Raw genomic sequence first — 24,193 nt, forward strand, 5'->3', positions numbered from 1 at the left:
TTTTGCCGATCCGTTTTCGATCAAAGGGAATCGTTCGATGCGCAGTATCAACAAGCTTCTGATTGCCAATCGCGGCGAGATTGCCATGCGCATCATGCGTACGGCGCGCGCGATGGGCATCCGTACCGTCGCGATCTATTCGACCGTCGACGCGCAGTCGATGCATGTCTTGAATGCCGACGAAGCGGTCTGCGTGGGCGAAGCGCCGCCCGCCGATTCGTATCTGAACGTCGCGGCCATCGTCGCGGCCGCGCTGAAGAGCGGTGCGGATGCCGTGCATCCGGGCTATGGCTTTCTCTCGGAAAACGCCGAGTTCGCCGAGGCTTGCGTGGCGGCAGGCCTGATCTTCGTCGGGCCGCCGGCTCACGCAATCCGCTCGATGGGCGACAAGGCGCAGGCCAAGGCGCTGATGCGCGAGGCCGGCTTGCCGTGCATTCCCGGCTACGACGGCGACGCGCAGGACGACCGCACGCTGGCCGAGGAAGCGGCAAAGCTAGGCTTTCCCGTGATCGTCAAGGCGACCGCCGGCGGCGGCGGGCGCGGCATGCGGGTCGTGCAGGCGGCCTCGGACTTCGAACGCGCACTCGACTCGGCGCGCTCCGAAGCGCGCAACGCGTTCGGCAGCGACCGCATGATCGTCGAGCGCGTCGTCACGCAACCGCGTCACATCGAAATCCAGGTGCTGATCGATCAGCATGGTCACGGCGTGCATGTCGGCGAGCGCGATTGCTCGGTGCAGCGGCGCCATCAGAAGGTGATCGAAGAAGCGCCTGCCGCGCATCTGAGCGTGGCCACGCGCGAGCGGATGGGCACGGCCGCCGTGGCTGCGGCGATCAGGCTCGGCTATGAAGGCGTCGGCACCTTCGAATTTTTGCTCGATGCCGACGGCGAGTTCTATTTCATGGAAATGAACACGCGGCTGCAGGTCGAGCATCCGGTGACCGAAGCGGTCGCGGATATCGATCTGGTCGAGTGGCAGTTCCGCGTCGCGATGGGCGAGCCGCTCAGTCTGACGCAGGCGGATATCCAGATCGCCGGACATTCGATCGAGGTTCGCCTGTGCGCTGAAGACGAGGCCAACGGTTTCATGCCGCAAAGCGGCTCGATCGACCGCTGGCAGGTGCCGGACACGGTGCGCGTCGAGCATGCGGTCGAGTCTGGTAGCGTCGTGTCGCCGTACTACGACTCGATGTTCGCGAAGCTGATCGCGACCGGCAAGACCCGTGAGGACGCGCGTCGCAAACTGGTGAACGCTTTGCGCGATACGGTGGTGTTCGGCCTGAAGACCAACCGGCAGACGCTGATCCGCTGTCTCGATCATCCGGCGTTCGTCGCGGGCGGTGTCGATACGGGCTTCCTGCAGGCGCATCCCGAGGTGCTGGTCGCGCCGCTCGCGGACGCCGATCCGCTCACGCTCGCGTTGGCGGCCGCGCTGCTGGCGCAAGGCGCCCAGGCACAGGGCGCGCGCGCGTCGACCGTGCATCTGAAAGACGAAGCCGCGCACGTGCACGCATTGCGCGTGACGCCGACGGAGAACGCAGGCTTGCTCGTCGCACTCGACGAGCATCGCATCGCGATTTCGCGGATGCGCATCGACACGGGACGCGTCCGCTTCACTGTCGACGGTGTGGATCGTCAGGCGTTCTGGCATCTGGCCGACTCGCGTATCGACGTCCAACTCGACGGCCACGCGTCATCGTTCATCGACACCACCTATCAACCCGCCTCGCAGGCCGACGACGGTATCGGCGACGGACGCGTGCGGGCCATGTCGAACGGACGCGTGGCCGCGCTGCTGGTCGCCGTGGGCGATGCGGTCCAGCAGGGCGACGATCTGCTCACCGTGGAGGCGATGAAGATGGAGCACACGCACAGCGCCCCCGCGGCTGGCCGCGTCACGCAGATTCTGGTGGCCGCCGGGCAATCGGTCGCGACCGGCAAGGTATTGATCGAACTCGAACTCGAGGTGCCGGCATGATCGCGGGCGCCTTCCCCAACCTGAGCAGCGGCAAGGAATCTCGGATGCAAACCGGCACGGATGGTGCGTTGAGCGGTATCAAAGTGGTCGATCTGTCGCGCGTGCTGGCGGGACCGGCCTGCGCACAGACCCTCGCGGATCACGGCGCGGACGTCGTCAAGGTCGAGTCGCCGGCGGGCGACGACACGCGGCTGTGGGGGCCGCCGTTCCGCGATGGCGGCGCGTCCTACTACATGGGCGTGAACCGCAACAAGCGCGGCATCGCGCTCGACCTGACGCGTGAAGAAGCGCGCGAGATCATTTTCGATCTGCTGGAAGATGCCGACATCCTGATCGAGAACTTCAAGATCGGCACGATGGAGCGTTGGGGGCTCGGCTTCGCCGAGGTGTTGCAGAAACGTTTTCCGCGCTTGATCTATTGCCGTATCAGCGGTTTCGGTGAAGACGGTCCGATGGGCTCGATGCCGGGCTACGACGCGGTCGTGCAGGCTATGTCCGGCCTCATGAGCATCAACGGCAATCCGGCCAGCGGGCCGACTCGCATCGGCGTGCCGATCATCGATCTGGCGACGGGGCAGGTCAGCGTGATCGGCGTGCTGCTCGCGCTGTTCGAACGCGAACGTTCCGGGCATGGGCAGTTTCTCGACATTGCGCTATACGACGTCGCGCTGACCTTGCTGCATCCGCCGGCGGCCAACTGGTTCATGTCCGGCAAGCCGCAACCGCTGCTCGGCAACGGTCATCCGAACATCGTGCCGTACGACAAATTTTCGACGGCTTCGACCGATGTCTTCATCGGCGTGGGCAACGACCGGCAGTTCCGCTCGTTCGCGCAAACCATCGGTCGGCCCGAACTCGCCGCCGATGCCCGCTACAGCACGAACCCCGCGCGCATCCAGCACCGCCATGAACTGCGCGAACTGCTCGACGCCGAACTCCGACAGATCGACGGCGAAGCGTTGTGCGCGTCGCTCACCGCAGCGGGCGTGCCGGCGGGGCCGGTTCGCGACGTCGGCAGGGCGTTGTCCGACCCGCACACGCTGCATCGGAATATGCGCGTGTCGCTCGGCGGCTACGAAGGCGTCGGTGTGCCCGCCAAACTGTCGCGTACGCCGGGCGGCGTGCGCCTGCGTCCGCCGCGTTTTGCCGAGCACTCCGCCGAGGTGTTACGTGAGCTGAACTATTCCGATGCACAGATCGACTCGCTGGTGGAAAGCGGCGTGCTGCAACTGGCCGTGCCGTTGGAAGCGGCACAGGAGGATCTGCCGTGAGTGCCGGCGTGGACGCCCCTTACGCGGGCCTGCGGGTCCTCGATCTGAGCCAGGGGATCGCCGGTCCGTACTGCGGCTGCCTGCTCGCGCGGCAAGGCGCGGACGTCATCAAGGTCGAGCCGCCGGCGGGCGACTGGGCGCGTCTGATGGGCGGCGGCAAGGACGGACTGACGGCGCTCAGCATCGGCGCGAACATCGGCAAACGGGCGATCTGTATCGACGCGAGTCTGCCCGAAGGACGCGCGTTGCTGCTGCAATGCGTGGAGCGCGCCGATGTCGTGATCGAAAGTTTCCGGCCCGGCGTGATGGAGAAGCTGGGTCTGTCGCAGGAAGCGATGCTCGTCTGCAACCCCAAACTCGTCATGGTGTCGATCACCGGCTTCGGCCCCGACGGTCCTTATCGGGCTCGCGCGGGCTCGGACTCGGTCATTCAGGCCTTGAGCGGAATGATGGTGATGAACCGCGACGCCGCCGGCACGCCGCGCCGCATCGGCATGCTCGCCGTGGATGCAGCGTGCGGCGTGTATGCCGCGCAGAGCGTCGGCGCGGCGTTGTATGCGCGTGCGAGCGCGGGACTCGGCCGGCGTCTCGACATTTCACTGCTGGCAGTGGCTGCCTCGTTGCAGACGATCCCGATTCTCGACCACTTCATGTTCGCGGGCGAAACCCGCGTGCCGGTCACGGTGCCGTCCGGCACGTTCCAGACTGCGGATGGATTCATCAACGTCACCGCGTTGCGAAACGAAATGTTTTTTGGCCTGTGTCGTGCACTCGGTCAGGACGAATGGGCGAGCCGTGCGGAATGGGCGACCAACGAACAGCGTCTGCATCACGCGGCCGACATCAATGCCGGCATCGCACGCATTTTGCGCGGCGACGACACGGCGCGCTGGGTCGAGCGCTTGCAGGCGCAGGACGTGTTGTGCGCGGCGGTCAACGACTACGACGACTTCGTCGACGATCCGCAGACTCGCCATGCCCAGGTGTTCGGGCGGCTCGCGCTCGATGGCGCCGCCGACAACGCCGACGCCTATGCCCGCGAAGGGCTGCCGCTGCCTGCAGTGCCGGGTTTGCGCGCCGGATCGCATGAAGGCGAGCGTATGACGGTTGCGCGACTGGGCCAGGACACCCGCGCGGTGCTCGAAGAAATGGGCCTCGCGCAGGCCGATATCGCGGGCCTGATCGAACGGCGGGTCGTGTTCACGAGCGCGTCCACCGTTTGACTCTTTAACTGCTTTCGATGGAACAACGATGGAAGAGCTTCTGGTAGAGAATCACGCCGCCGTGCGCGTTCTGACGATGAACCGCCCGGCCAAACATAACGCGCTCAACACCGGCTTGACCGCTGCGTTGGTCGACGCATTGAGCGTGGCGGCTGCGGACGACAGTTGTCGCGCGATCGTGCTGGCCGGGAGCGGCAAGTCGTTCTGCGCGGGAGCCGACACCAGTGAATTTGCTGCGCTGTCGGGTGCCGGAGACGACGGCGAAAATACCGCGAGCGGGCAGGGCGCGCATGCCGCGAATCGCCGCGCCGACCTGACCGCATCGTTGCACGCCGCCTTTCCGCGCACCGCCAAACCCATCGTGTCCGCGGTGCAAGGCAATGCGCTGGGCGGCGGCGCGGGTCTCGCGCTGGCTTGCGACCTGATGGTGGTCGCCGACGACGTGCGGCTCGGTTATCCCGAGTTGAAGCACGGCATCGTCGCGGCGATCGTGATGGCGAATCTGGTCCGTCAGGTTGGTCAGAAGACGGCTTTCGGGCTGGTCTCGACCGGCCGGATGCTCGACGCTCAGGCGGCAGTCGCACTCGGACTCGCCCACGACTGCGCGCCGCTCGACCAGTTGCGCGATCGCGCGATCGGTCTGGCCGATCAGCTTGCGGGCTGGTCGCCGGTTGCCATGCAGGCTACCAAGCGGCTCTTCTATCGCGTCAGCAATTTGCCGTTCGAAGAAGCGCTGGCAGTGGGCCGCGATACGAACGTGATGATGCGCGGATTTGGCAAAAAGGCGACCCAATGAACGATCTGACCAACCCGCTCACTGTCCAGCAAGCCGGCAGCGCAAACCGCGACGTGGTGATCTGCGAATGCTTTGCGCGCGATGGCTTGCAACACGAAACGCAGATGCTCGACGCCGATGTCAAAGTGGGGTTGATCGAGCAGATCGCGGCTGCGGGATTCGAGCGGATCGAGGCGACCTCGTATTCGAATCCCAAGGTCGTGCCGCAATTCGCCGACGCCAGCGAAGTCCTGCAAAAGCTGCCGCGCAAACCAGGTGTGTTCTACAAAGCGACCTGCGCGAATCTGCATGCAGTCGAACGGGCCGTGGCGGATCGTCAGGCCGGTTTCGGCGCGAACGAGATCAGTTTTCTGGTTTCCGCGTCGGAGACGCATTCGCTGAAAAACCTCAAACGCAGCCGCGCGGATCAGTGGGACAACGTCGCCAGCATGCGCGCGCGGGCCGGTGACGATTTCCGTATCGTCGGCACGATTTCAGTGGCGTTCGGCTGCCCGTTCGAAGGCTACGTCGATCCCGCGCAGGTGGTGCGCGATGTCGAAACATTCCTGTCGCTCGGCATCCGGCTCATCGCGCTCGGCGACACGACCGGTATGGCGACCCCGGCAAGTGTCGCAGCGCTGGTCAGGCAGATCGAACGGGCCTGCCCGGAGGCACGACTCATCGCGCACTTTCACGATTCGCGCGGCACCGGACTCGTGAATTGCGTGGCGGCGTACGAAGCTGGTGTCCGCTATTTCGACTCGGCGCTCGGAGGCGTGGGCGGCCACCCGGCGGGGCTGACGTATGGCGGCGGTTATACCGGCAACGTCTGCACGGAAGACCTGGTCAACCTGTTCGAATCGATGGGCATCGCAACCGGTATCGATCTGCCAGCGCTCCTTGGACTCGCCAGCGCATGCGAGCGCACGCTGGGGCGCAAGTTGTTGGGTCATGTCACACACACCGGCCTGAATCCGTTGATCGGTGACGCCATCGCAGTCAAATAAAAAACCAACCCCCGGCGTCCAGGGATTAGCCGGGCGGATTCAATCTGGAGGAGATCATGGAAATAGCTTCGAGCGTTGTTCCGGACGACGAAACCGCTGTAGAAGGCGTCTATACCAAGGTATCGTGGCGGCTCATTCCCGTGCTGCTGTTGTGCTATTTCGCGGCCTATGTGGACCGTATCAACATCGGCTTCGCACAGGCGTCGATGAGCAGCGACCTGAAGTTTTCGACTGCCATCTTCGGACTGGGCGGCGGCATTTTCTTTATCGGCTATCTGCTGTTCGAAGTTCCGAGCAACCTGCTGATGGAAAAGATCGGCGCGCGTAAAACCCTCTCGCGTATTCTGATTCTATGGGGCGCGATTTCCAGCGCGATGATGTTCGTGCGCACGCCTGAATCGTTCTATGTTTTGCGCTTTCTACTCGGCGTGGCGGAAGCCGGTTTCTTTCCGGGCGTGATTCTCTATCTGACGTACTGGTTTCCCGCACGGCGGCGCGCCAAGATCGTCGCGTTGTTCATGACGCCGGTGGCGTTTTCCGGTTTGCTCGGCGGACCGCTGTCCGGCTGGATTCTGCAGAATTTCGACGGCGTGAATGGTTGGGCCGCGTGGCAATGGATGTTTCTGATCGAAGGCCTACCGTCGATTCTGCTCGGCCTTGCCGTCATGCTCATCCTCGACGATCGTCCTTCCGACGCGCGTTGGCTCGATGCCCGCGAGCGGCAGATTCTGGAGCAGGCTCTGGTCGACGACCAACACCCCGCGAGCGGTCACGGCGACTGGCGCAGTCTGCTCGTCCTGCTGAAAAACGCCCGCATCTATGTGCTGACGCTGATCTACTTCGCGCTGGTGGCCGGCGTGATCACCATTTCGTTCTGGATTCCCGCCATCATCAAGTCGGTGTTCGTTGGCGGCACGCATGTGCAGATCGGCTGGCTCACCGCGATTCCCTATGCGTGCGGCGGTATCGGCATGGTGTTGATGGGGCGTCATTCCGACCAGACCGCCGAGCGTCGCTGGCATTGCATTGCGTCCCTGCTCGCGGGCGCGATCGGGATCGCGGCGCTGGGCGCGGCGTCGCACAGTTTGCCGATGGCACTGGTGGCGATGTCGCTCGCCGCCATCGGCATCTTTTCCGGTTTCGCCACGTTCTGGGCTGCCGCCACGCAATATCTTTCGGCGACGACACTCGCCGCCGGGCTCGCGCTGGTGAGTTCGCTCGGTCAGTTGGGCGGCTTCGTCAGTCCGATCCTGATCGGCTCGTTGAAGGCTTCGACCGGAAGTTTTGCCGCGGGCCTTTATGGAATCGGTGCGATTCTGCTGATCGGCGCGGTGGGAATGTTCTGTCTGCCGGCCCCGCGTGTCGAGGCGACGGCGGTGCGGGTGTCGTAAGGGTTGGAGTTTGAGTTGGTCCGCCGGGTAAGGGCGCATTGCGCGATTGAACGCGCAGCCGCCCTTAGCGACGACTGTCGAATCGCGCCTTCAATGCGCGTCGATAAACGCGGTGACGTCGGCCAGAACCGGTGATTCAGCATTCGGCGCGGCCGAAAACGACTTGTAGAGCTTATCGTGATCGTAACCCGGATATTTTTTCAGTTCGACGACGCCGTGATGCGCGCGCACTGCGTCTGCGAGACGATCGCTGTTACGCGGATCGACATCGGTATCCGCCGTGCCGGCGGCGAGGAACATCGGCGGCTCGTTTCCGGTGACGAATGCGATGGGCAGCGCTCGCGCGCGCAGTGCCGCTGGAAATATCTCGTCCATGTGAGGGTCGGTCGTCGGAATCGCGGCATACGGTCCCGCGAGTCCGATCATTCCGGCGAGCGAGGTATTGGATATGCCTTGCGCAGCGAGATAACGTGGGTCGGTCGCGAGCATCGCAACCATGTGCGCGCCGGAGGAATGTCCCATGATGAAAATGCGTCCGGGGTCGCCGCCGAATTCGCGTGCATGATCGTGCGTCCAGCGCACGACGGTAGCAGGGTCGTCGAGAAAGCCGGGGAAGACGGCGTCTGGATAGACGCGGTAGTCCGCCGCGACCGTTACGATACCTCGCGCGGCGAGCGCTTGCGCGACCCCGCGCGAATCCGAGCGATGACCACTTTGCCAGCCGCCGCCGTAGAAATACACGACAACGGGATAGTTCGTGCGGGTGCGCGGCTCGGGCGTATAGACGTCGAGTCGCTGACGGCGCGACGTGCCGTAGGCAATGCCGCCCGAATCGTGCCCGCGCGCCCGATACGCGAGTACGCCGGCTACGCATGCGGCCAGTGACAGTGAAATGAACCTTCGTCTTGGCATTGCAGGCATGTTGCTGTCGCCTTGCGATTGTTAACGGGAAAGACGGATGTCGTGCGCTTGAGCGGCGCGCAAGTTTTAAAGCGAACGCGTGCTCGTTCATTGATAACGTACCAGGCACGCGAGGCGCTCGTGTCGACAATTTACAGCGAGCCGCTGGCCGACCCGCACTTCTTATTAAACGACATCTGAAAATGGCTGTACGTGCGGAAGATATCGTTTTGGAGGAGTGAATCGGCTTACGCTTTAAAAAGCGCGCCGATCAACGGCAGGCTGCTACGGGACTTTCAAGGTCGCGTGCCGATCACCTTCTGTAAGCGATGTTGTTCGACTTCATCGCCTGGCGCTTGACGCCAGGCGATGCAAAGTCTCAATGGCACGCCGTGAATGAAAACGGCGCCGCTATGCCCGACATTCCACTTCACAAATCCGAACTGAGGAGAATCGCTCCGTGCCGATTTGCGCGCTCGATGTGCTTGACCGCGTCGGCGAACTGGGCCAGATCATATTCGGCCTCTACCTCGAATTTTTCCGGTGAACCGCGGCCCATTTCAATCGCTTCCGCCACGTCATCGCGCCGCTGTTCAGCTGAAGTCTGCTGCATCCAGCGTGAAGACGACACGCCTTTAAACATGATTTCGCGAGCCAGCGCGGAAAGCGGGAATGTAATCGGTTCCGGGGACATGACGCCGTAAAGTAAAAGGGCGCCGCCGTCGCCGAGTAGCGGGACGAGATCGCCGATCATCGCGCCGGCAACCGGGTCCATGATGACCTGAAGCGGCCGCGATCCCGCAGCCTGGCGCAGTTGATCGGGCCAGTCGGATTCGGCCGTTGAAACAACCGGCAAATCCGGGAACCGGCGCGACAGCATCTTCGCCCCGTTTTCACTTCGAACCGCGCCGATTACCTTCAGGCCGCGCCTGTGCGCTGCAAGGGTCAGGAAGCGCGCAACCGACGAGCCGGCCGCGTTCAGGAGAATCGGTGTCTCACGACCCGCCTCCGGCACTGCACGTTGTGCTTCACGCAGCAGCATCAATGCGATCACCGCGTTCGGGAGCATCTGGACGGCGACTGCATCGGGCAAATCATCGGGGATGGGCGTCACCAGTTCGACGCGCGTCTTGACGCGTTCTGCCCATGCGCCCGGGCTCGGATTAAAAATCACGCGCATGCCCGGCTTCAGACTCGACGCATCCACGTCTTCGCCTACGGCCTCGACAATGCCGACGCCGTCAGCGCCAGGGATCAGGAATCCGTCCGCAGGCATCGGGAAATTGAACTTCCCTCGGACCATCATGAGGTTGCCGGGATGAAGCTGACGCTTGGTCACGCGAACCACGACTTCGCCAGGGCCGGGCGGCGTGGGATCGGGCAGGGTTGTCAGTTCGAGAACTTCATCCGGGGCGCCGAAGCGGTTAAAGACAATGGCTTTCATTACTTTCACTCCACGTTAAGGTCGTGGAGTGAGAATAGGCAGTTTATTACGCCGTGATTAGGGGGTATTCTTTTGGTCCGGCTTCAAGCAAACGTTGAAACTCACTGGTCATGGAAACGCTCGCCAACCTCGAATCATTCGTGAGAGCCGCCGAGGGCGGCAGCTTTGCGGAAGCCGGACGCAGACTGGGACTGACTGCGGCCGCAGTCAGCCGAAACGTGGCGATGCTCGAACGCAATCTCGGCGTGCGACTCTTCCAGCGATCGACCCGCAAACTGTCGCTCACGGATGTCGGCGAACAGTTCTTCATGTCGATCGGCGGCAATCTCAGCGCACTTCAGGCGGCGATTGCCGAAGCGGCAGCGCAAAATAGCGAGCCGGCAGGTGTGTTGAAAGTCAGCATGCCGCCGACATTCGGCGTCATGCACGTTCTGCCGTTGATGCCAGCTTTTCTCGCAAAGTACCCACGAATCCGGCCAGAGTGGCACTTTGAAAACCGCCAAGTAGATCTGATCGCCGAGAACTACGATGCCGCCATCGGCGGCGGGTTTGAACTTTCGCCCGGTCTCGTGTCGCGGACGCTGGCTCCGGTTTATGGCGTTGCCGTGGCTTCGCCTGCCTATATGTCTGGTCGACCGCTGCCGACCGACCCTTCAGAACTGGCTGCCTACGACGGCATTGTCATGCGGTCGCCACGCACCGGCAAAATTCGTCAATGGATGCTTCGTACTGAAAGCGGAACCGAGATGGCGGGGCCGCTTGCCGAATCTACTGTCGTGAATGACCCTGGCGCAGTACGCGAGACCGTGCGCCTCGGCTTGGGCGTGTCGCTGATTGCACTGTTCGATGTGCTGCCTGATCTGGAGCGCGGGGACCTGGTTCGGCTACTGCCGGACTGGTACGCCGATGTCGGCTCGATTTCGCTTTACTACGCGTCGCGGACGCTGATTTCGGCCAAGACGCGCGTCTTTGTCGACTTCATCATGAACTCGTTCGAGAGCGACCGGTTACGTTCTCTCAGGCCTTGGCAGAAGCTCTGATCAGAATCAAGTTGTCGGTGTCTTGGGGACTTCGGTCGGCTTGTCGACTGAATTCTTCACGGCGATGAACGGCCACTTTGAGCTGTTCGACACGGCGCGCTGGATCGTCGACAATTGGCGACCGAAACCAGATAAAACAACCGTCGACGTCAACGCCAATGAAAAACTCATCCCCTGTTGCGCTTATTACCGGTTCGACGTCTGGCATCGGCGAGGCCATTGCTCGTCGACTTTCAAGCGACGGATTCTCCGTTGTCCTGCATTCGCGTAGTTCAGTCGAAACAGGGCAGGCCTTAGCCCGCGAACTCGGCTCCGCGATCTATGTTCAGGCTGACATGGCCGACGACGCGGACCGGATACGGCTCGTCCGGGACGCCGTCGCCGCGTGGGGACGACTCGACGTCCTGGTCAACAATGCGGGGATCAGCCGAGTGATTCCGCATGCGGACCTGGCTGCGGCTACGCCGGAAGTGTGGGCGGAACTACACGAGATCAATGTCGTCGCTCCATTTCGCTTGATAGCAGAGGCGGAGACTGCGTTACGGGATGCAGCTCGACGTGGCCGCCCAGGTTGCGTCATCAACATTAGTTCGCATGCGGGTGTCCGACCAAAGGGCGCTTCAATCCCCTATTCGTCGACCAAGGCCGCACTCAACCACATGACTCGCTTGCTCGCGGTATCGCTTGCGCCGGATATCAGAGTGAACGCTGTTGCTCCAGGGCTAGTGGACACGCCGTTGACCGCAGACTGGACGCAAGCACAGGAGCTTTGGAAAACAAAAGCCCCAATGCGGCGGTCAGCGAGGCCGGAAGACATTGCTCAGGCGGTTGCGATGCTGGTGGAGTCGGATTATCTGACCGGGGAGATTTTGCTTTCGGATGGTGGGTTGAATCTTGTGTAGGGAGTTGTAGTCCGGCCAGAAGTGGTCGCCTGAATCTCGCTGCCGAGTGTCCGTTCTCGAAATACTACGCGCCCCACACTGAAGGCGCGATGAACTGCGGTGCGCCTGTAGGCTAGCGGATCGATTTCGCAACTCGAAGCGTCGTGCTAGCATCTGCGTCCCACCGGAGATTGGAGAGTATATGCGCAGTGTGCTTGCTACCTTGGTGTCGCTTCTTATACTTGTTGGCTGTGCACAGCCCCGACACCCTGATACAAGCATCGAGTGCAAATTCTCGCCGCCTGAGTATCCGGCACTCTCGCGACGCAACAGGGAAACGGGAACGGTAGATGTACGAGCAACGACAGATAGCGACGGGAAAATTACTGGCGTCGTGCTTGAAAGAAGTAGCGGCTATCAACGCCTAGATGCTGCTGCACTAGCCGCTATGCGCTCTTCAACATGCGAACCTGTCTACCGTAACGCTACTCGCGCACCGTTTTCACTGACGCAAACCTTCCGCTTTAACTTGACGGACTAGATTCACTTTCGACTTAATACGGCGCCTGTTGGCGACAACGCATTGCAGCAATTCTTCCGCGCTCGCAGGTCCATAAGCCTGGCGATGACGCAACATGCAAGGTGTATTGGACTCCCGGCCGGGCGATCGAACTCGAGTCGCGCTCTTTGATGTTCACGTCGAGAGCAATGACTCGATCGCCGTGTGACCGCTCTGCGTCGGACAGCAGTCATCGATAAATGCTTTATGAACGTCCGCTCAGGGGTGAACTGAGTTAATCCGCGTTGGGCAGTAATCGGCCATGAAGGGACATTCGCCCGCACCGTCGCTCGGACATTCGGACGTCGGCTCCGCTCCGTAATCGGCCATCCAGTCGTAAAATCAAACGGGCCGTGCGCGCAGAAACAGCAGGGGGCCCATGGCTTAAAGGCGACAAGCTTACCGGTTACACCACCCCTCTCATGCCTCCGCAACCAAACACCGCCTTGACAACTCGCCTGCTACAAGCAGGGGCATGCGGTCGAACGCCACCTCGGTCAGTCGGTCTATTACAAGTGCCAGTGGCGAACTTACTTCGATATGTGCCAACCACTTATCCGGGTAATACCGGGCGAAGTTACCCGCGATATGGAGCGCCACGTATAGCAAGCCGAACTCGTTCAAAGACTCTTGCCGGGCGCTGAACCACGTATTGTTGACGTCCGGACACACACCCCAAGGCAACTTCCCGGGCACGTCGATTGACCCAGGGAACTGCAACATAATCCCGCTGGGATATTCCTTTACGTTGACGCGTTCCAGTCCTCGTGGCGCAAATGAAACTAATTCCATGAAGTCGTTCATCGTCGAGGGAAGCGCTGGGTGGACGATGATAGTGATAGACGGCTCTGGATTGTCACCGCCAGATACGGCTGTGCATGTGGCGCGTACGAGCTTTGGCTTTACTCCATAGGCTGCAAGAATCTCAACCATCTGAGGCAGCCCCAATAAAACGTCGAGCAAGCTGAGTCCGCTTTTCGGGTACGCCTCCGGTTCGGCGTCTGAACCGGCCATAAGCGCCTGTACCCTAGACGTGGTTGCGAGGTTGCCCTCATGTGTTTGGGAATATCGACCAACAATGGGAAGCTCGCGGCTTGAGCGTCGCCAAACCTCGAAGGTTCCGCGTGGGGACCCATCGGGCGCGGTCTGCGGCTTGGCTCGCAATGCGGTGGCCGCCAAGTCCAAGCTATCCGGTGGGGCGACTGCGTTGGCGAGTGACAGCTGGAGTCCGTGACAGCCATGGAACTCGCGTAGCTTCTCAAGCCGACTATCGGCACTCTGCTTCATCAGGACTTCCGCCAGAGCAAGGGACATTACGGCGTAGTACAACAGCACGGGGCGCGTCGCGAGACTTACAGATCGAGCGGCATCGTAATACTCTCTCGCTTGCATCAAACACTGACGAAGCTGCGTGGCTTGCTTTCTCGCATTGGTCCGCTGCTGCTGCGGCAACTGATGCAGATCGGTTATCTGACCGGTAACCGCCTCGACGTTTTGGAAGTGAGCGAGTCGTCCCCAAGCATACTTGCCAACATCTGTCGTTCGAAACGTGCTGCACTCAGTAATAATCAATCGAATCTCCCCATATGTTGGTATTTCGTGTTGCCGGTGCTACGGACGTTTTGTCGACAGACTGCCGAAGGTTAGTCGGTCTTCTTCGGCATAGCCACTTCGGCAGCAGCGAAGACCTCCTCAACCGCGCTGACATGCCAAACGCGGCCTAAATCTGAATCCGGATTCACCCTCCCCGAGTAGATACCAAGGAACTCCCAAGCCGCAGAGCCAGCGGCTATACTTGTCGAGACTCGGTCATTTTCAAACTTCGTGAAACCGTTCACCCGATATGCAATGACCGGCGAACCAGACTGGCCTTGACGTGTTCGACAATCAATTAAAAACGTTGGGTTATCTGGCGTCACAATTCCCAATTCCTGCGCCATGAACCCAGTCGCCCAAATTGGAAACCGGCCGGTTGACGATAGGCCAAACGGGAAGCCGATTACGCTAATGGGTTCGGCGGGGCGAATTGCCATGTCAACCCGATCGAGATTCGACTTAAGGTAGTACGGCAGCTTATGGACATCGCTTCCCCATTTCAAATTGAGAGCAACCAGGTCAGCCAAGGCACCCAGACGTGGGTGTTCGATCCACCACGGCTGTCCGTCATCCTTGAATAAGGGTAGTCTAATACATTGCCACTCCCCTAAATGCAACGGCTCCTTATGAAAATAAATAAGAACGTTGTCGGGAATCGCACCGTTTTTACTGAGGCAAACGCCTGTTTCTTGGTGTCTGCCCGTGACGTTATGACGATTTGTAATTAACGCGCAATGTGAGGATTGGTCATTGGCGACGAGAAATGCAGTACCACTGCTAAGAACTGTTTCTTGGAATCGCATTTCGATGAAGAGCGACTTCATCGTCGGAATTTCCAAGCGCAGAGTTAATGCGCTTCCTGGTGCCGCAATCATGTCGGGAGGGGTTGCGGGCTCTTGGGTGCTCATAAATTTTACGATGTGAAGTGGAGATGATTTTAGCAATACGAACTATATCAACACCGTCGACTGAGGTCAGTAATTCGCAAGGCTTCCCAATGGTGCAGGCGTGGCAGATCGTGCAAAAAAATGCCGCCATTCCTAGGGGCCGGCTTCGTCTTGCGGTAGATCTTCAATTTTCTCCACATAACCCCGAATGATGTCGCCGGTACTGAGAGTGCATCTGATCCGATAGAAGGTCTTGGTCGGATCGAAGCCCGTCAGCATTTCATCAACAAGATAGGTGTCACCTTGCGCAAGCACGTAAAGCTCTTTGCTGCCCTCGGCCGGTTTTTCCAGTACCGGCTGACCGACATATGCGGGAGGGGTGTCGTAAGGCTCATTTTCAGTGGGACGGCGTGCGGCTCGAATGTGATCGTGCTTTCGGCGTATCACTTCGATGGTCAGGTCTAGGCACGTTGAGGCATTCTCGCGGTTGACGCTGTTCGCAACGTACGCTGTCGGCTGCCTGATAAACCAGTCGCCTGCAAACTCCAATTGAATAGCTTCAGGTGTCAGTCGCCGGATATTGTTTAGTGTTTGCGTGTTAATACCCCACTCCATGGCATCGACACGCCAAGTTTCGTCGTTGATTTGGATATAGTCGAAGGGCGTGTTTATGTGTTCGGCTATCCATTCTGAGTTGCGAGCCCAATAGTGCGCCTTCCGGCCATTCAGCAAAAACAGACCGATAAGCCCTACGCGAGAAGTGCCATCCCTCGAAACATTGCGATGGTCGTATATGCAATACTCCCGTTCAAACTCGAGAAAAAACGCTTTTCGCGTCGCGATTAGCGATTTTAAATAATCACCATCCGCTAACGCGGATACTGCTTCCTCAAGAAACGGTCGCGAGTTGATCTGGCCTAACAGTTCCGTCAGGAATATTTCCCTAAGTGGCTTTCCGACTGCTGAGTTAAGCACCACGTCAATTGCCACTTTTGAGGCATTCAAATGTCCCTGAACCGTAAGCGGTTCCATTACCTGACCGTAGTGCTTCGCCGTAACCCTCAGCTTGTTCATGGCCCTAAGCGTGCCGGTCTTCGGGATTTTGATTCCTTTTTTCCCAATTGCTGCAATCATTTCGTCGAACGTAAGCTTCTCAATGGCACGCTCTTCGTCCACTTCTTTTTCAATTAACACGGCAAGGAACACTAGTTCGACGGCATCCTGCAAAACGATCAACCCGGCAGTGGCCAAGTATCGGTCGCCTAATCCGCAATTCCTTTCAGCCTGTTCGAGAAGTGCACGCGCTGTTATGAGCGTTTGAAGCGTGGCGTCTTTCATATCGTGGTTCAGCAGGGGGGAGCGCATAGCTTGCCATATTTAACGCCGATTTTGACAAGGCTGACGGCTGCCGAGCTACGAAACTGCTTTCACGAGGCTTCCGAACGTCCAGCCGCTTCATGCATTAGCTTCGGCTGCAGTGGCTTTCTCCCAACCACTCAGCCATTTAATCGAGCGGGAAACCCGCTAACTTGCGCCTACACCGGGCGTGGTATGGCCGACGATCTGATCCTGAAGCGGATTCCGACAATGGGCGGCGCATAAGCGCCACCAAATGCGCGAGAGAGAAGGGCCATTGGACCTTGGAAACGGCCGTTGCTTTCGCAGTATCTCGAACGGCGCCAAAGGGTCGATCACGGTCCGCTGCGTTGGGCGTTAGTCGGCCATCTGCCGACATTCGCCATGGCGGTCACGCGGACGTCCGAGCGACTGCTCCATATAGGTTTCGGACTAGTACGTTGTGCGGATCACGGGGCTGCATACCTTGGGTTTCCGCGTCTGCTGACTTCCCGGTTCACTGCAGCATTTTGCGGCCCCGAGACCCGGGCATCACAATTACGCCGCGAGCAAGCAGGTGAAATCTTTCTAGTTTCGGTGCTGTAATTTGCACCACCGCAATCTCGTCGTTGACAACTATCCGGCGATAGAATTCAACTCCGACTGCGCTACAAAGATTTGCAACAGTTGCTATTTTTTCTTTTAGGCTCGTTCCGCCTTTATTGACAGATGGAAAGTCAACCAAAATCGATCCGCCGCGATATTCGAAAAGGCCACTTTCCAAAAATGCGGACAGGAACTTGATCTTTGTAATGTCAGATGAGGTTCTGCGCTTTGGACTGGGTCGGCCAATGTGGTTCGAAATGTGGCGATATTGCACAGCCTCGAGCACGGCCCTTTCAAGAGCATATTCAGCGTTAAGAGATGCGCCTGAACCGAAGAATTTATCTCCGGTATCTGTCAGCATGAATGACATGAATACTGGTAAACCTGTATCGCAGGAAATGTCATAAACCACAAATTTGGCGCTTTCCTGTATCTCTGCAACTGTTATCAGTTTGGCGATATTGAGAGGTAGCGAACTCAGTCGGACAATTTTTACAGGTTCTGGACTTTTCTTAAAAATCGTTTTAAGTAAAGCGATTCCGATTGCGTCACGCTCGATCACTTCCAGCATCCCATGGAGGGTAGCTTCATCGACATTGACACCAGCGGCGGCGCCGGAATTACTGCTATAACGCATCAAGCTGTGATCATTTATCGATGATATCTCGACGTCCGCAAACGCCTTGAAGTGAGGATAAATCAAAAATGCAGGATATTCGACAATTTTTATTTCAGTTAAGCTGCTAAATTCGATTCTCGTAAAGCATAGATCGGAATTTCCCTCTAATCTTTCGAAATATGGTGCTCCTTTTGCGAGAAATAAATCAGATTTTTCGAGATCGAGTGATTTAACGTTTGAGTGGTGATTGCTTTCAAACTTAACCGTATAGATGTGCTCTATCGCTTCAAAGATAGCTGATGCGAAAGACTGCCGATGCACGCCTTTTCCGGCGCCGTTCACGCTGATGCCACTTCCATTCACGGCGAGGAGGTGTACAGTGTTTATTCTCTTGCCTAAGAGAACGTGATGGACTGAATAATTGCGTTTGGCAAGATGACGTTCGGCTGCGGCAATTGCCAACTCGACGTCTACACTTCGTTCCTCGCCGTGAAGTGAAGTAAGCATATCAATCTTTGCTTAGCTCTATGATTGATAGTAATTCATCGACGTCCTTCACAGGATAGTTCAATATGACCTCTTTGCTCCCTCTAATCGCCACTTGAACTTCGACGGACTGATCTCCGTTCTTTCCAGCCTCCACTAGCGCTTCGTGGAGCTGCCCAAGCATTGCTTGCGCTGACAGAGCCTGCCCCTTTCCTTTCGACTCAAAGTACAAAGTACCCATTTGGCCCTCCGTAATCGGTTTGATAGCTGATACAGGGTTGCGCCGCCTTTCTTTAACTATAGAGCGCATCAACGTGATAGCAGTTGACGCGAGCTGGTTATGTACGTTGCCGCACATAACCAGCAGTTTCGCAACTGTTTATGAGTTTGCGAGAACGCTTACGACATTCAGGTGCATTGCGTTGTCGTGCTACTAAAATCTGCTATGTTTCAATCATAGAGACCGCTACCAAATACTGGCTGGACGACCGAACTACCACTGTTAGCCGCCCTCGAATTTCCGTACGCGCGACCGTCAGCATCGGGTCGCGTGCCGTCGTTCGCCAATAGCATTTCCGCGCCGCTGAAATGACGGCAAAGCGGTGAATAGTGATCGCTTCGCCGACCTTAGCAAGTCTCCCTTAAAAGCGGCGAAACTCGCCAGAGGATCAGCGCAAGTCCGCCGCGTACCGATGAGCGCATTTCGCCGTCACTAGCATGTGCGGAGCGGTGCTGATATAAACGCTATCTACAATTCGAGAATTGCGCCTCGGTCACTCCACGTCACAACAGGCTTTGAGGTATGTCCAGCAACTTCGCTTCCATGACAAGAACGCGAGAGAAACGCGAGCAGATGGCCCGGTCACTCATCTGTGTTGGTGCGCTGGCTGTAACCATATCGGTTTTCACGCCGTGGCACGCCGAGAAAATGACAAATATCTGTTTGATGGATGCACACGGAGATGCCGTGCCTGATCGGCATGCAGAGGGCGTTCTGCGTTACTTTGAACGTAGCTACTATTTAGAGCGCGCTCATGCCGATAATGTAGTCATCGACCGCTGTGACAAGACTGGATGTCAGGTTCCAGACAAGTCGATTCGACAGTTCACTGGCGGGACCGCACAAGCCGAATTTTGTGGCCAGCGCCTCTCAAAGCTCGATGTATCGGGAATAGCCGTTTTTCAACTGACGCAAGAATGGCTTGATCGTGAGTACCAGGATTCCCGCATAGCTACCCGATGGACCGGAGATATTTCTCTCGTGATAGGTAGCCTGTTGCTGTTCTGGTCTCGAAGACGTGGGGAGCATCGCCCGAAGTAACACGCATCATCGTGAATGTGAACAGCGGCTCCGGGTCGATACGCGACCTTCCTACATTAGCAACATCGGCAACCGCCATTCGCAGGCTTTGCCACCGAGCAAGCGCTGCGGACGATCGCGCTGGCCAACGAATGAACGATTGTGGAGCCTGAATCGCATAAGGCCCCGCTATCCCTTTCGCACACTCAACGAATTCCACTTCGCAATCTGCGTGCAATTCAAGCGACCCATGCGCCTGCCGACACGATCGTTTAACGCAGCACTGGCGCCATCCTCACGCGCATCCCATCGTCCTCCGCCTACCTGCCGCCCCTTGCGCCCCGCCAGCATCCAGTATCACCCAACGCCACACCCGCCCAAAAAAATGTGTACAAAAATTAGGTAAATTCCCGAATAAAGCCCAACAAACGCGCGCCATCCCCAAAAAATTGTGTACATTAAATCTACCCACAGCACGATCCAACCATGCTGCGGAGCGGCAAAAACACATAATGGCGGAGACAGCGAAATGACGACGCAAAGTGTTATGGCGGGACCGAGACTCGACCGGATGCCGCTGAGCGGCTTCCACACGAGGATGCTGTGGCTGGTAGGCGGGGGCCTGTTTCTCGACGGGTTCGATGTGTACCTGGCGGGCGGCGTGCTCGGCTCACTTCTCAAAAGCGGCTGGTCGACGCTCGCCATGAACGCGCTGTTCGTGACGGCCACCTTCGCCGGTATGGTCGTGGGTGCGTTCCTGTCGGGGGTGCTCGGTGACCGCTACGGTCGACGTTTCTCGTATCAGGTGAATCTTGCGATCTTCGGACTCGCGTCACTCGCGGGTGCCTTCGCGCCTTCGATGCAGTGGCTGATCTTTTTCCGCCTGCTCATGGGTGTTGGACTCGGAGCCGAACTCGCAATCGGCTATGCGACGCTCAGCGAATTCGTGCCGGCGAGCAAGCGCGGCCGCTGGATCGCGCTGCTTGCTCTGATTGCGAATGCCTCGCTGTTTGCGTCTGCGCTGCTCGCGTGGCTGATCATCCCGAGTTTCGGCTGGCGTCCGATGTTCCTGATTGTCGGTGTGGGCGCCGGGATTATCTGGGTGCTCCGCAAGAAAATGCCGGAGTCTCCGCGCTGGCTCGAAGATCAGGGTCGTTTCGACGAAGCAGAAGCTGTGCTGCGAAGCATCGAGCAGGAGAGTGAACGCGCGACGGGCAGGCCATTGCCGCCGCCCGTCCCGGTCGCGGTGGCCGCGCCTGCGCAAAGGCGTCAGTCGATCTTCGTGCTGTTCACGCCGCCGGTGATTCGTCGCACCTTTCTCGGCGCGACCTTCAGCGTGGTGCAGGGTTTGTCGGTGTATGGGCTGGTCGGCTGGTTGCCGAGTTTCTTCGTCAAGGAAGGCGTGAGCGTGGCTTCGTCGCTCGGCTATACGACGGTGATGAGTCTCGGTGGTCCGCTGGGCGCGCTGATCGGTTTTCTGCTTTCGGACCGCATCGGCCGGCGTCCGTTGATGGTCGGCGCTTCGGCATTCACGGCGCTGTGCGCATTCGTTTATCCGCTCACCGTCCACAACACGCCGCTGCTGCTGCTCGTCGGTCTGTTGCTGGTGGCCTCGATCTTCGTCTGGCTCACGATCGGCTATACGCTGCAAACCGAGCTTTTCGCGACCGAGTACCGTCTGCGCGGCACGGGGTTTTGCCAGACGATGGGTCGACTCGTCACCGCGTTCGTGCAGTTCATCGTCGTGTCGTTGTTCACCTGGGGTGGGGTGACTGCCGTGATTACGTCGCTGGCGGGCGTGCTCGTCGTGCAGGCGCTGATCTTCCTCGTGGCCGGCATCGAGACCAAGCGTAAGCCGCTTGAAGCGCTGACGCCGGACGCCATTGACAGCGACGCCTTCGCGCACGAGATGGCGCTCAACGCGGAGGGCAAGACGCGATGAGAGACTTCCTCGGCTCGCGCTGCATGTTCGGCATTCCGACGCCCTCGGTCAATACCTGCGTGCAGCCCGAATGCGACGACATGCGTCCGGCGGGCGTGACGAATCGCATCTCGCGGATGCATGTTCCCGACCTCGCGGTCCGCTCGAACGAAGACTTCGAGCGCGGCATCGAGGCGCTGTTCGGCGCGCTCGACAACGCTGTCGACCAGGTGATGACCTGTGGTCCCGATCACCTGATTCTCGGTATTTCGGCGCTGTCGATCTGGGGCGGCGCACGGGCGTCGTCGAATGCGCTGAAGGCGCGTATCGCCGCGCGGGCCGGCATGACCGGTCGCGAGGTTGGCGTAACGCTTGCCTCGGACGCGGTGCTGGAGGCGCTCGCCGCTCACGGTGTAAAGCGGCGCATCGCAATCGTGGAGCCGTATTACCCGGTCATCCAGCAACACCTCGAAGCATTTTTCGGCGAAGCCGGCTTCGAGGTCGTCAAGTTCAACCATCTGCAGGGCAAGCAATTCACGGGCTACACCAAAGTCAGCGCGCAGTACCTGGTCGACGCGCTGCGCGAGACGGATACGCCCGACGCGGAAGCCATCGTCCAGTTCGGCGCGAATCTGCCGATGGCTTCGCTCGCCGGAGAAGCCGAGCGCTGGCTCGGGAAGCCGGTGATCGCGGTGAACATCGCGAATTACTGGCACGCCCTGCGTCACAACGGGATCGAAGATCGCGTGCAGGGCTGGTCGACGCTCATGTCGCAATTCTGACGCCAACACGACACTCGGGATGAATGTATGAAAGCACTTTCGAATATCGTCATGCTCGACTTTACGCACATGTTGTCGGGGCCGTACGGGACGATGCTGCTTGCCGACCTCGGTGCGCAGACCATCAAGATCGAACCGCCCGGCGCGGGCGAAGGCACGCGGCGGCTGCTCGCGAACGATCCCGATCATTCCATCGACGGCATGGGGGCGTACTTCCTCACGCTCAACCGCAACAAGCGCAGCGTGTGCATCGATCTGAAAACCGATCGCGGCCGCGCGCTGCTGCTCGAACTCGTGCGTCAGGTCGACGTGGTGTTCGACAACTTCAGCAGCGGTGTGATGACCCGTCTCGGTCTGGGGCATGAGGAGCTTGCACGCATCAACCCGCGCATCGTGACGTGTTCGGTGACGGGCTTCGGTGAAAGCGGCCCGGCGCAGCATCGTCCGGCGTTCGATCTCGTCGCGCAGGGCATGGGCGGCGGAATGTCGATCACGGGCGAGGAGGGCGGCCGACCCCTTCGCGCGGGGATTCCGATCGGCGATCTGGGCGGCGGCATGTTCGGCGCCATCGGTGTGCTCGCCGCGCTCATGGCGCGCCACGAAACCGGACGCGGCCAGCACGTCGATATTTCGATGCTCGACTGCCAGGTGTCGATGCTCAACTATATGGCGACCATGTATGCGATGTCGGGCAAAAACCCCGGGCCGCTCGGCAACGGCCATTTCGTGCACGTGCCCTACGACACGTTCCGCACGTCGACGCGTCATGTCATCGTTGCCGTGCTGACGGACAAGTTCTGGGAGTCGCTGATCGATCTGCTCGATATCGAAGCGCTGCGCGATGCGGCCTATAAAAGTCAGCCGGGGCGATATGCCGCGCGTGAGCACATCAATGCACTGGTGCAGCAGAAGTTCGAGACGAACACGTGCGAGTACTGGCTGGAACAGCTTTCCGCGCGACGTATTCCGTGCGCGCCGGTGAACGACTTCGAGCACGTATTGAGCGATACACAGGTTCGTAGCCGCAACATGTTCGTGCCGGTACGCGCGCCCGACGGTCGCATGGTCGAGATGCCGGGCAATCCGGTGAAGCTGTCGGAAACTCACGAAGACACCTACGCACCGCCGCCGACGGTTGGCGAACACACAGCCGAAGTGCTCTCGCAGTTCCTCAAACTGAGCGAGGCCGATCTGGCCGCGCTTGCCCGAGACGGCGTCATTCAGTGAGGTACCCATGCCGGAAATCATTCGCATCACCGAAGTCGGGCTGCGTGACGGCTTGCAGAATCAGCCCGTCGCCGTGCCGTTGCAGGGCAAGCTCACGCTGCTAGAGGCGCTCATCGAAGCAGGCTTGCGTCATGTCGAACTCACGAGCTTCGTTCGTCCGGACGCAGTGCCGCAACTCGCCGACGCCGCCCAGTTCGTCGAAGCGGCCTTTCATCAGGGACTCACCGCCAGGCTCGATGACTGCATGGCGCTCGTGCCGAACATGAAGGGCTACGAACGTGCTCATGCCGCGGGTGTCCGGTCGGTTGCGCTGGTGCTTGCCGTATCGGAGACGCTCAACGTCCGGAACATCAACATGACCCTCGAACAGGCCACCGTGATCTGCGAAGCCGTCACACGGCGCGCGGTCGCTGACGGCGTTCGTGTGCGCGTTTATCTGGCTGCCGCGATGGGATGTCCGTTCGATGGGCCGAGTCCGCCTGAGCGCGTGCACGCGCTGGCCGCGCGAATGATCGACGCGGGCGCTGACGTGATCGCGGTTGCGGATACGATCGGAGCAGGGCATCCGGCAGACGTGCCCGCGCTGTTCGACCCGCTTGTCCGCGCCTACGGTGACACGCGTATCGCCGCGCATTTCCACGACACGCGCGGGCTCGGCAGCGCGCTCGCCTGGCAGGCGGCGCTGTCGGGCGTGCGTCAGTTCGATGCATCGATCGGCGGCCTCGGCGGATGTCCGTTCGCGCCGGGCGCGTCGGGCAACGTCGCGACCGAGGACCTCGCTTTCCTGTTCGAACAAGCGGGCTTCGCCACCGGTATCAACCTCGACCGTCTGCCCGACGTGCTCGACACCGTCGAAGGCCTGCTCGGCGTGCGTCATCAGGGACGCGTCGCGCCGTGGCTCCTGAGTCAGCGCAAGAAGCGCGGCTCACGCGTTTCTTCAACCCCGATTCTTTCTTCCTGAGCGG

The 24,193-nt window shown here is 59.7% G+C and carries 21 protein-coding genes; 14 read left to right on the forward strand and 7 right to left on the reverse strand.

The features are described from left to right. The first annotated feature begins 37 nt into the window (after positions 1-37). The 6 genes from P3T18_RS03845 to P3T18_RS03870 are packed head-to-tail and all read left to right on the forward strand — an operon-like array spanning position 38 to position 7,645. Positions 38-1,978, forward strand: a complete 1,941-nt coding sequence (locus P3T18_RS03845) for an acetyl-CoA carboxylase biotin carboxylase subunit (protein WP_429298576.1) — start codon at positions 38-40, stop codon at positions 1,976-1,978. Further along, the gene (locus P3T18_RS03850; RefSeq protein WP_429298577.1) at positions 1,975-3,249 is read left to right on the forward strand and encodes a CaiB/BaiF CoA transferase family protein; all 1,275 of its coding nucleotides are present in this window, start codon (positions 1,975-1,977) and stop codon (positions 3,247-3,249) included. The genes P3T18_RS03845 and P3T18_RS03850 overlap by 4 nt, the downstream gene beginning before the upstream one ends. Continuing rightward, positions 3,246-4,472, forward strand: a complete 1,227-nt coding sequence (locus P3T18_RS03855) for a CaiB/BaiF CoA transferase family protein (RefSeq protein WP_429298578.1) — start codon at positions 3,246-3,248, stop codon at positions 4,470-4,472. The genes P3T18_RS03850 and P3T18_RS03855 overlap by 4 nt, the downstream gene beginning before the upstream one ends. Before the next feature lie 28 nt (positions 4,473-4,500). Next, on the forward strand, positions 4,501-5,268 hold the full coding sequence (locus P3T18_RS03860) for an enoyl-CoA hydratase/isomerase family protein (RefSeq protein WP_429298579.1): 768 nt from the start codon (positions 4,501-4,503) through the stop codon (positions 5,266-5,268). Further along, positions 5,265-6,254, forward strand: coding sequence for a hydroxymethylglutaryl-CoA lyase (locus P3T18_RS03865; protein ID WP_429298580.1), 990 nt, complete (start codon positions 5,265-5,267; stop codon positions 6,252-6,254). Before P3T18_RS03860 ends, P3T18_RS03865 begins: the two co-directional genes overlap by 4 nt. Before the next feature lie 56 nt (positions 6,255-6,310). Beyond that, positions 6,311-7,645: an MFS transporter gene (locus P3T18_RS03870; protein WP_429298581.1), complete on the forward strand. Its 1,335-nt coding sequence runs from the start codon at positions 6,311-6,313 to the stop codon at positions 7,643-7,645. A gap of 90 nt (positions 7,646-7,735) precedes the next feature. On the opposite strand, the gene P3T18_RS03875 is transcribed toward P3T18_RS03870, so the two are convergent. Beyond that, positions 7,736-8,557 (reverse strand): alpha/beta hydrolase, encoded by an 822-nt coding sequence (locus P3T18_RS03875; RefSeq protein WP_429298582.1) that lies wholly within the window; start codon positions 8,555-8,557, stop codon positions 7,736-7,738. A gap of 418 nt (positions 8,558-8,975) precedes the next feature. Continuing rightward, positions 8,976-9,989: an alcohol dehydrogenase catalytic domain-containing protein gene (locus tag P3T18_RS03880; RefSeq protein WP_429298583.1), complete on the reverse strand. Its 1,014-nt coding sequence runs from the start codon at positions 9,987-9,989 to the stop codon at positions 8,976-8,978. A gap of 110 nt (positions 9,990-10,099) precedes the next feature. On the opposite strand from P3T18_RS03880, the gene P3T18_RS03885 reads away from it, so the two are divergent. The 3 genes from P3T18_RS03885 to P3T18_RS03895 all read left to right on the forward strand — a co-directional run bounded on the left by P3T18_RS03885 (position 10,100) and on the right by P3T18_RS03895 (position 12,451). Continuing rightward, positions 10,100-11,029, forward strand: coding sequence for a LysR family transcriptional regulator (locus tag P3T18_RS03885; protein ID WP_429298584.1), 930 nt, complete (start codon positions 10,100-10,102; stop codon positions 11,027-11,029). A gap of 158 nt (positions 11,030-11,187) precedes the next feature. Beyond that, a complete protein-coding gene (locus P3T18_RS03890; protein ID WP_429298585.1) occupies positions 11,188-11,931 on the forward strand; it encodes an SDR family NAD(P)-dependent oxidoreductase in 744 nt (247 codons plus the stop codon). A gap of 181 nt (positions 11,932-12,112) precedes the next feature. Continuing rightward, positions 12,113-12,451, forward strand: coding sequence for an energy transducer TonB (locus P3T18_RS03895; RefSeq protein WP_429298586.1), 339 nt, complete (start codon positions 12,113-12,115; stop codon positions 12,449-12,451). A gap of 438 nt (positions 12,452-12,889) precedes the next feature. Here P3T18_RS03895 and P3T18_RS03900 read toward each other — a convergent pair whose 3' ends face one another. From P3T18_RS03900 to P3T18_RS03920, 5 genes are all read right to left on the reverse strand, one after another. Then, positions 12,890-14,041 (reverse strand): YaaC family protein, encoded by a 1,152-nt coding sequence (locus tag P3T18_RS03900; RefSeq protein ID WP_429298587.1) that lies wholly within the window; start codon positions 14,039-14,041, stop codon positions 12,890-12,892. Positions 14,042-14,112: 71 nt separating this feature from the next. Beyond that, the gene (locus P3T18_RS03905) at positions 14,113-14,973 is read right to left on the reverse strand and encodes a trypsin-like serine peptidase (protein WP_429298588.1); all 861 of its coding nucleotides are present in this window, start codon (positions 14,971-14,973) and stop codon (positions 14,113-14,115) included. A gap of 132 nt (positions 14,974-15,105) precedes the next feature. Then, the gene (locus tag P3T18_RS03910) at positions 15,106-16,290 is read right to left on the reverse strand and encodes a hypothetical protein (protein WP_429298589.1); all 1,185 of its coding nucleotides are present in this window, start codon (positions 16,288-16,290) and stop codon (positions 15,106-15,108) included. A gap of 514 nt (positions 16,291-16,804) precedes the next feature. Beyond that, complete coding sequence (locus P3T18_RS03915) at positions 16,805-18,019, reverse strand: YcaO-like family protein (RefSeq protein WP_429298590.1); 1,215 nt, start codon at positions 18,017-18,019, stop codon at positions 16,805-16,807. Position 18,020: 1 nt separating this feature from the next. After that, complete coding sequence (locus tag P3T18_RS03920) at positions 18,021-18,239, reverse strand: hypothetical protein (RefSeq protein ID WP_429298591.1); 219 nt, start codon at positions 18,237-18,239, stop codon at positions 18,021-18,023. Between the two features lie 561 nt (positions 18,240-18,800). Between P3T18_RS03920 and P3T18_RS03925 the strand changes: the two genes are divergently transcribed. From P3T18_RS03925 to P3T18_RS03945, 5 genes are all read left to right on the forward strand, one after another. Further along, positions 18,801-19,319 (forward strand): hypothetical protein, encoded by a 519-nt coding sequence (locus P3T18_RS03925; RefSeq protein WP_429298592.1) that lies wholly within the window; start codon positions 18,801-18,803, stop codon positions 19,317-19,319. A gap of 508 nt (positions 19,320-19,827) precedes the next feature. Continuing rightward, positions 19,828-21,240 carry an MFS transporter gene (locus P3T18_RS03930; protein WP_429298593.1) on the forward strand — a complete coding sequence of 471 codons (1,413 nt, stop codon included), beginning with the start codon at positions 19,828-19,830 and terminating at the stop codon, positions 21,238-21,240. After that, complete coding sequence (locus tag P3T18_RS03935) at positions 21,237-22,001, forward strand: maleate cis-trans isomerase family protein (RefSeq protein WP_429298594.1); 765 nt, start codon at positions 21,237-21,239, stop codon at positions 21,999-22,001. Before P3T18_RS03930 ends, P3T18_RS03935 begins: the two co-directional genes overlap by 4 nt. 27 nt (positions 22,002-22,028) lie before the next feature. Beyond that, positions 22,029-23,228 (forward strand): CaiB/BaiF CoA transferase family protein, encoded by a 1,200-nt coding sequence (locus tag P3T18_RS03940; protein WP_429298595.1) that lies wholly within the window; start codon positions 22,029-22,031, stop codon positions 23,226-23,228. Between the two features lie 7 nt (positions 23,229-23,235). After that, positions 23,236-24,189, forward strand: a complete 954-nt coding sequence (locus P3T18_RS03945; RefSeq protein WP_429298596.1) for a hydroxymethylglutaryl-CoA lyase — start codon at positions 23,236-23,238, stop codon at positions 24,187-24,189. The last annotated feature ends 4 nt before the right edge of the window (positions 24,190-24,193 follow it).

The organism is Paraburkholderia sp. GAS199, assembly GCF_050436585.1.
Classification (GTDB): Bacteria; Pseudomonadota; Gammaproteobacteria; order Burkholderiales; family Burkholderiaceae; genus Paraburkholderia.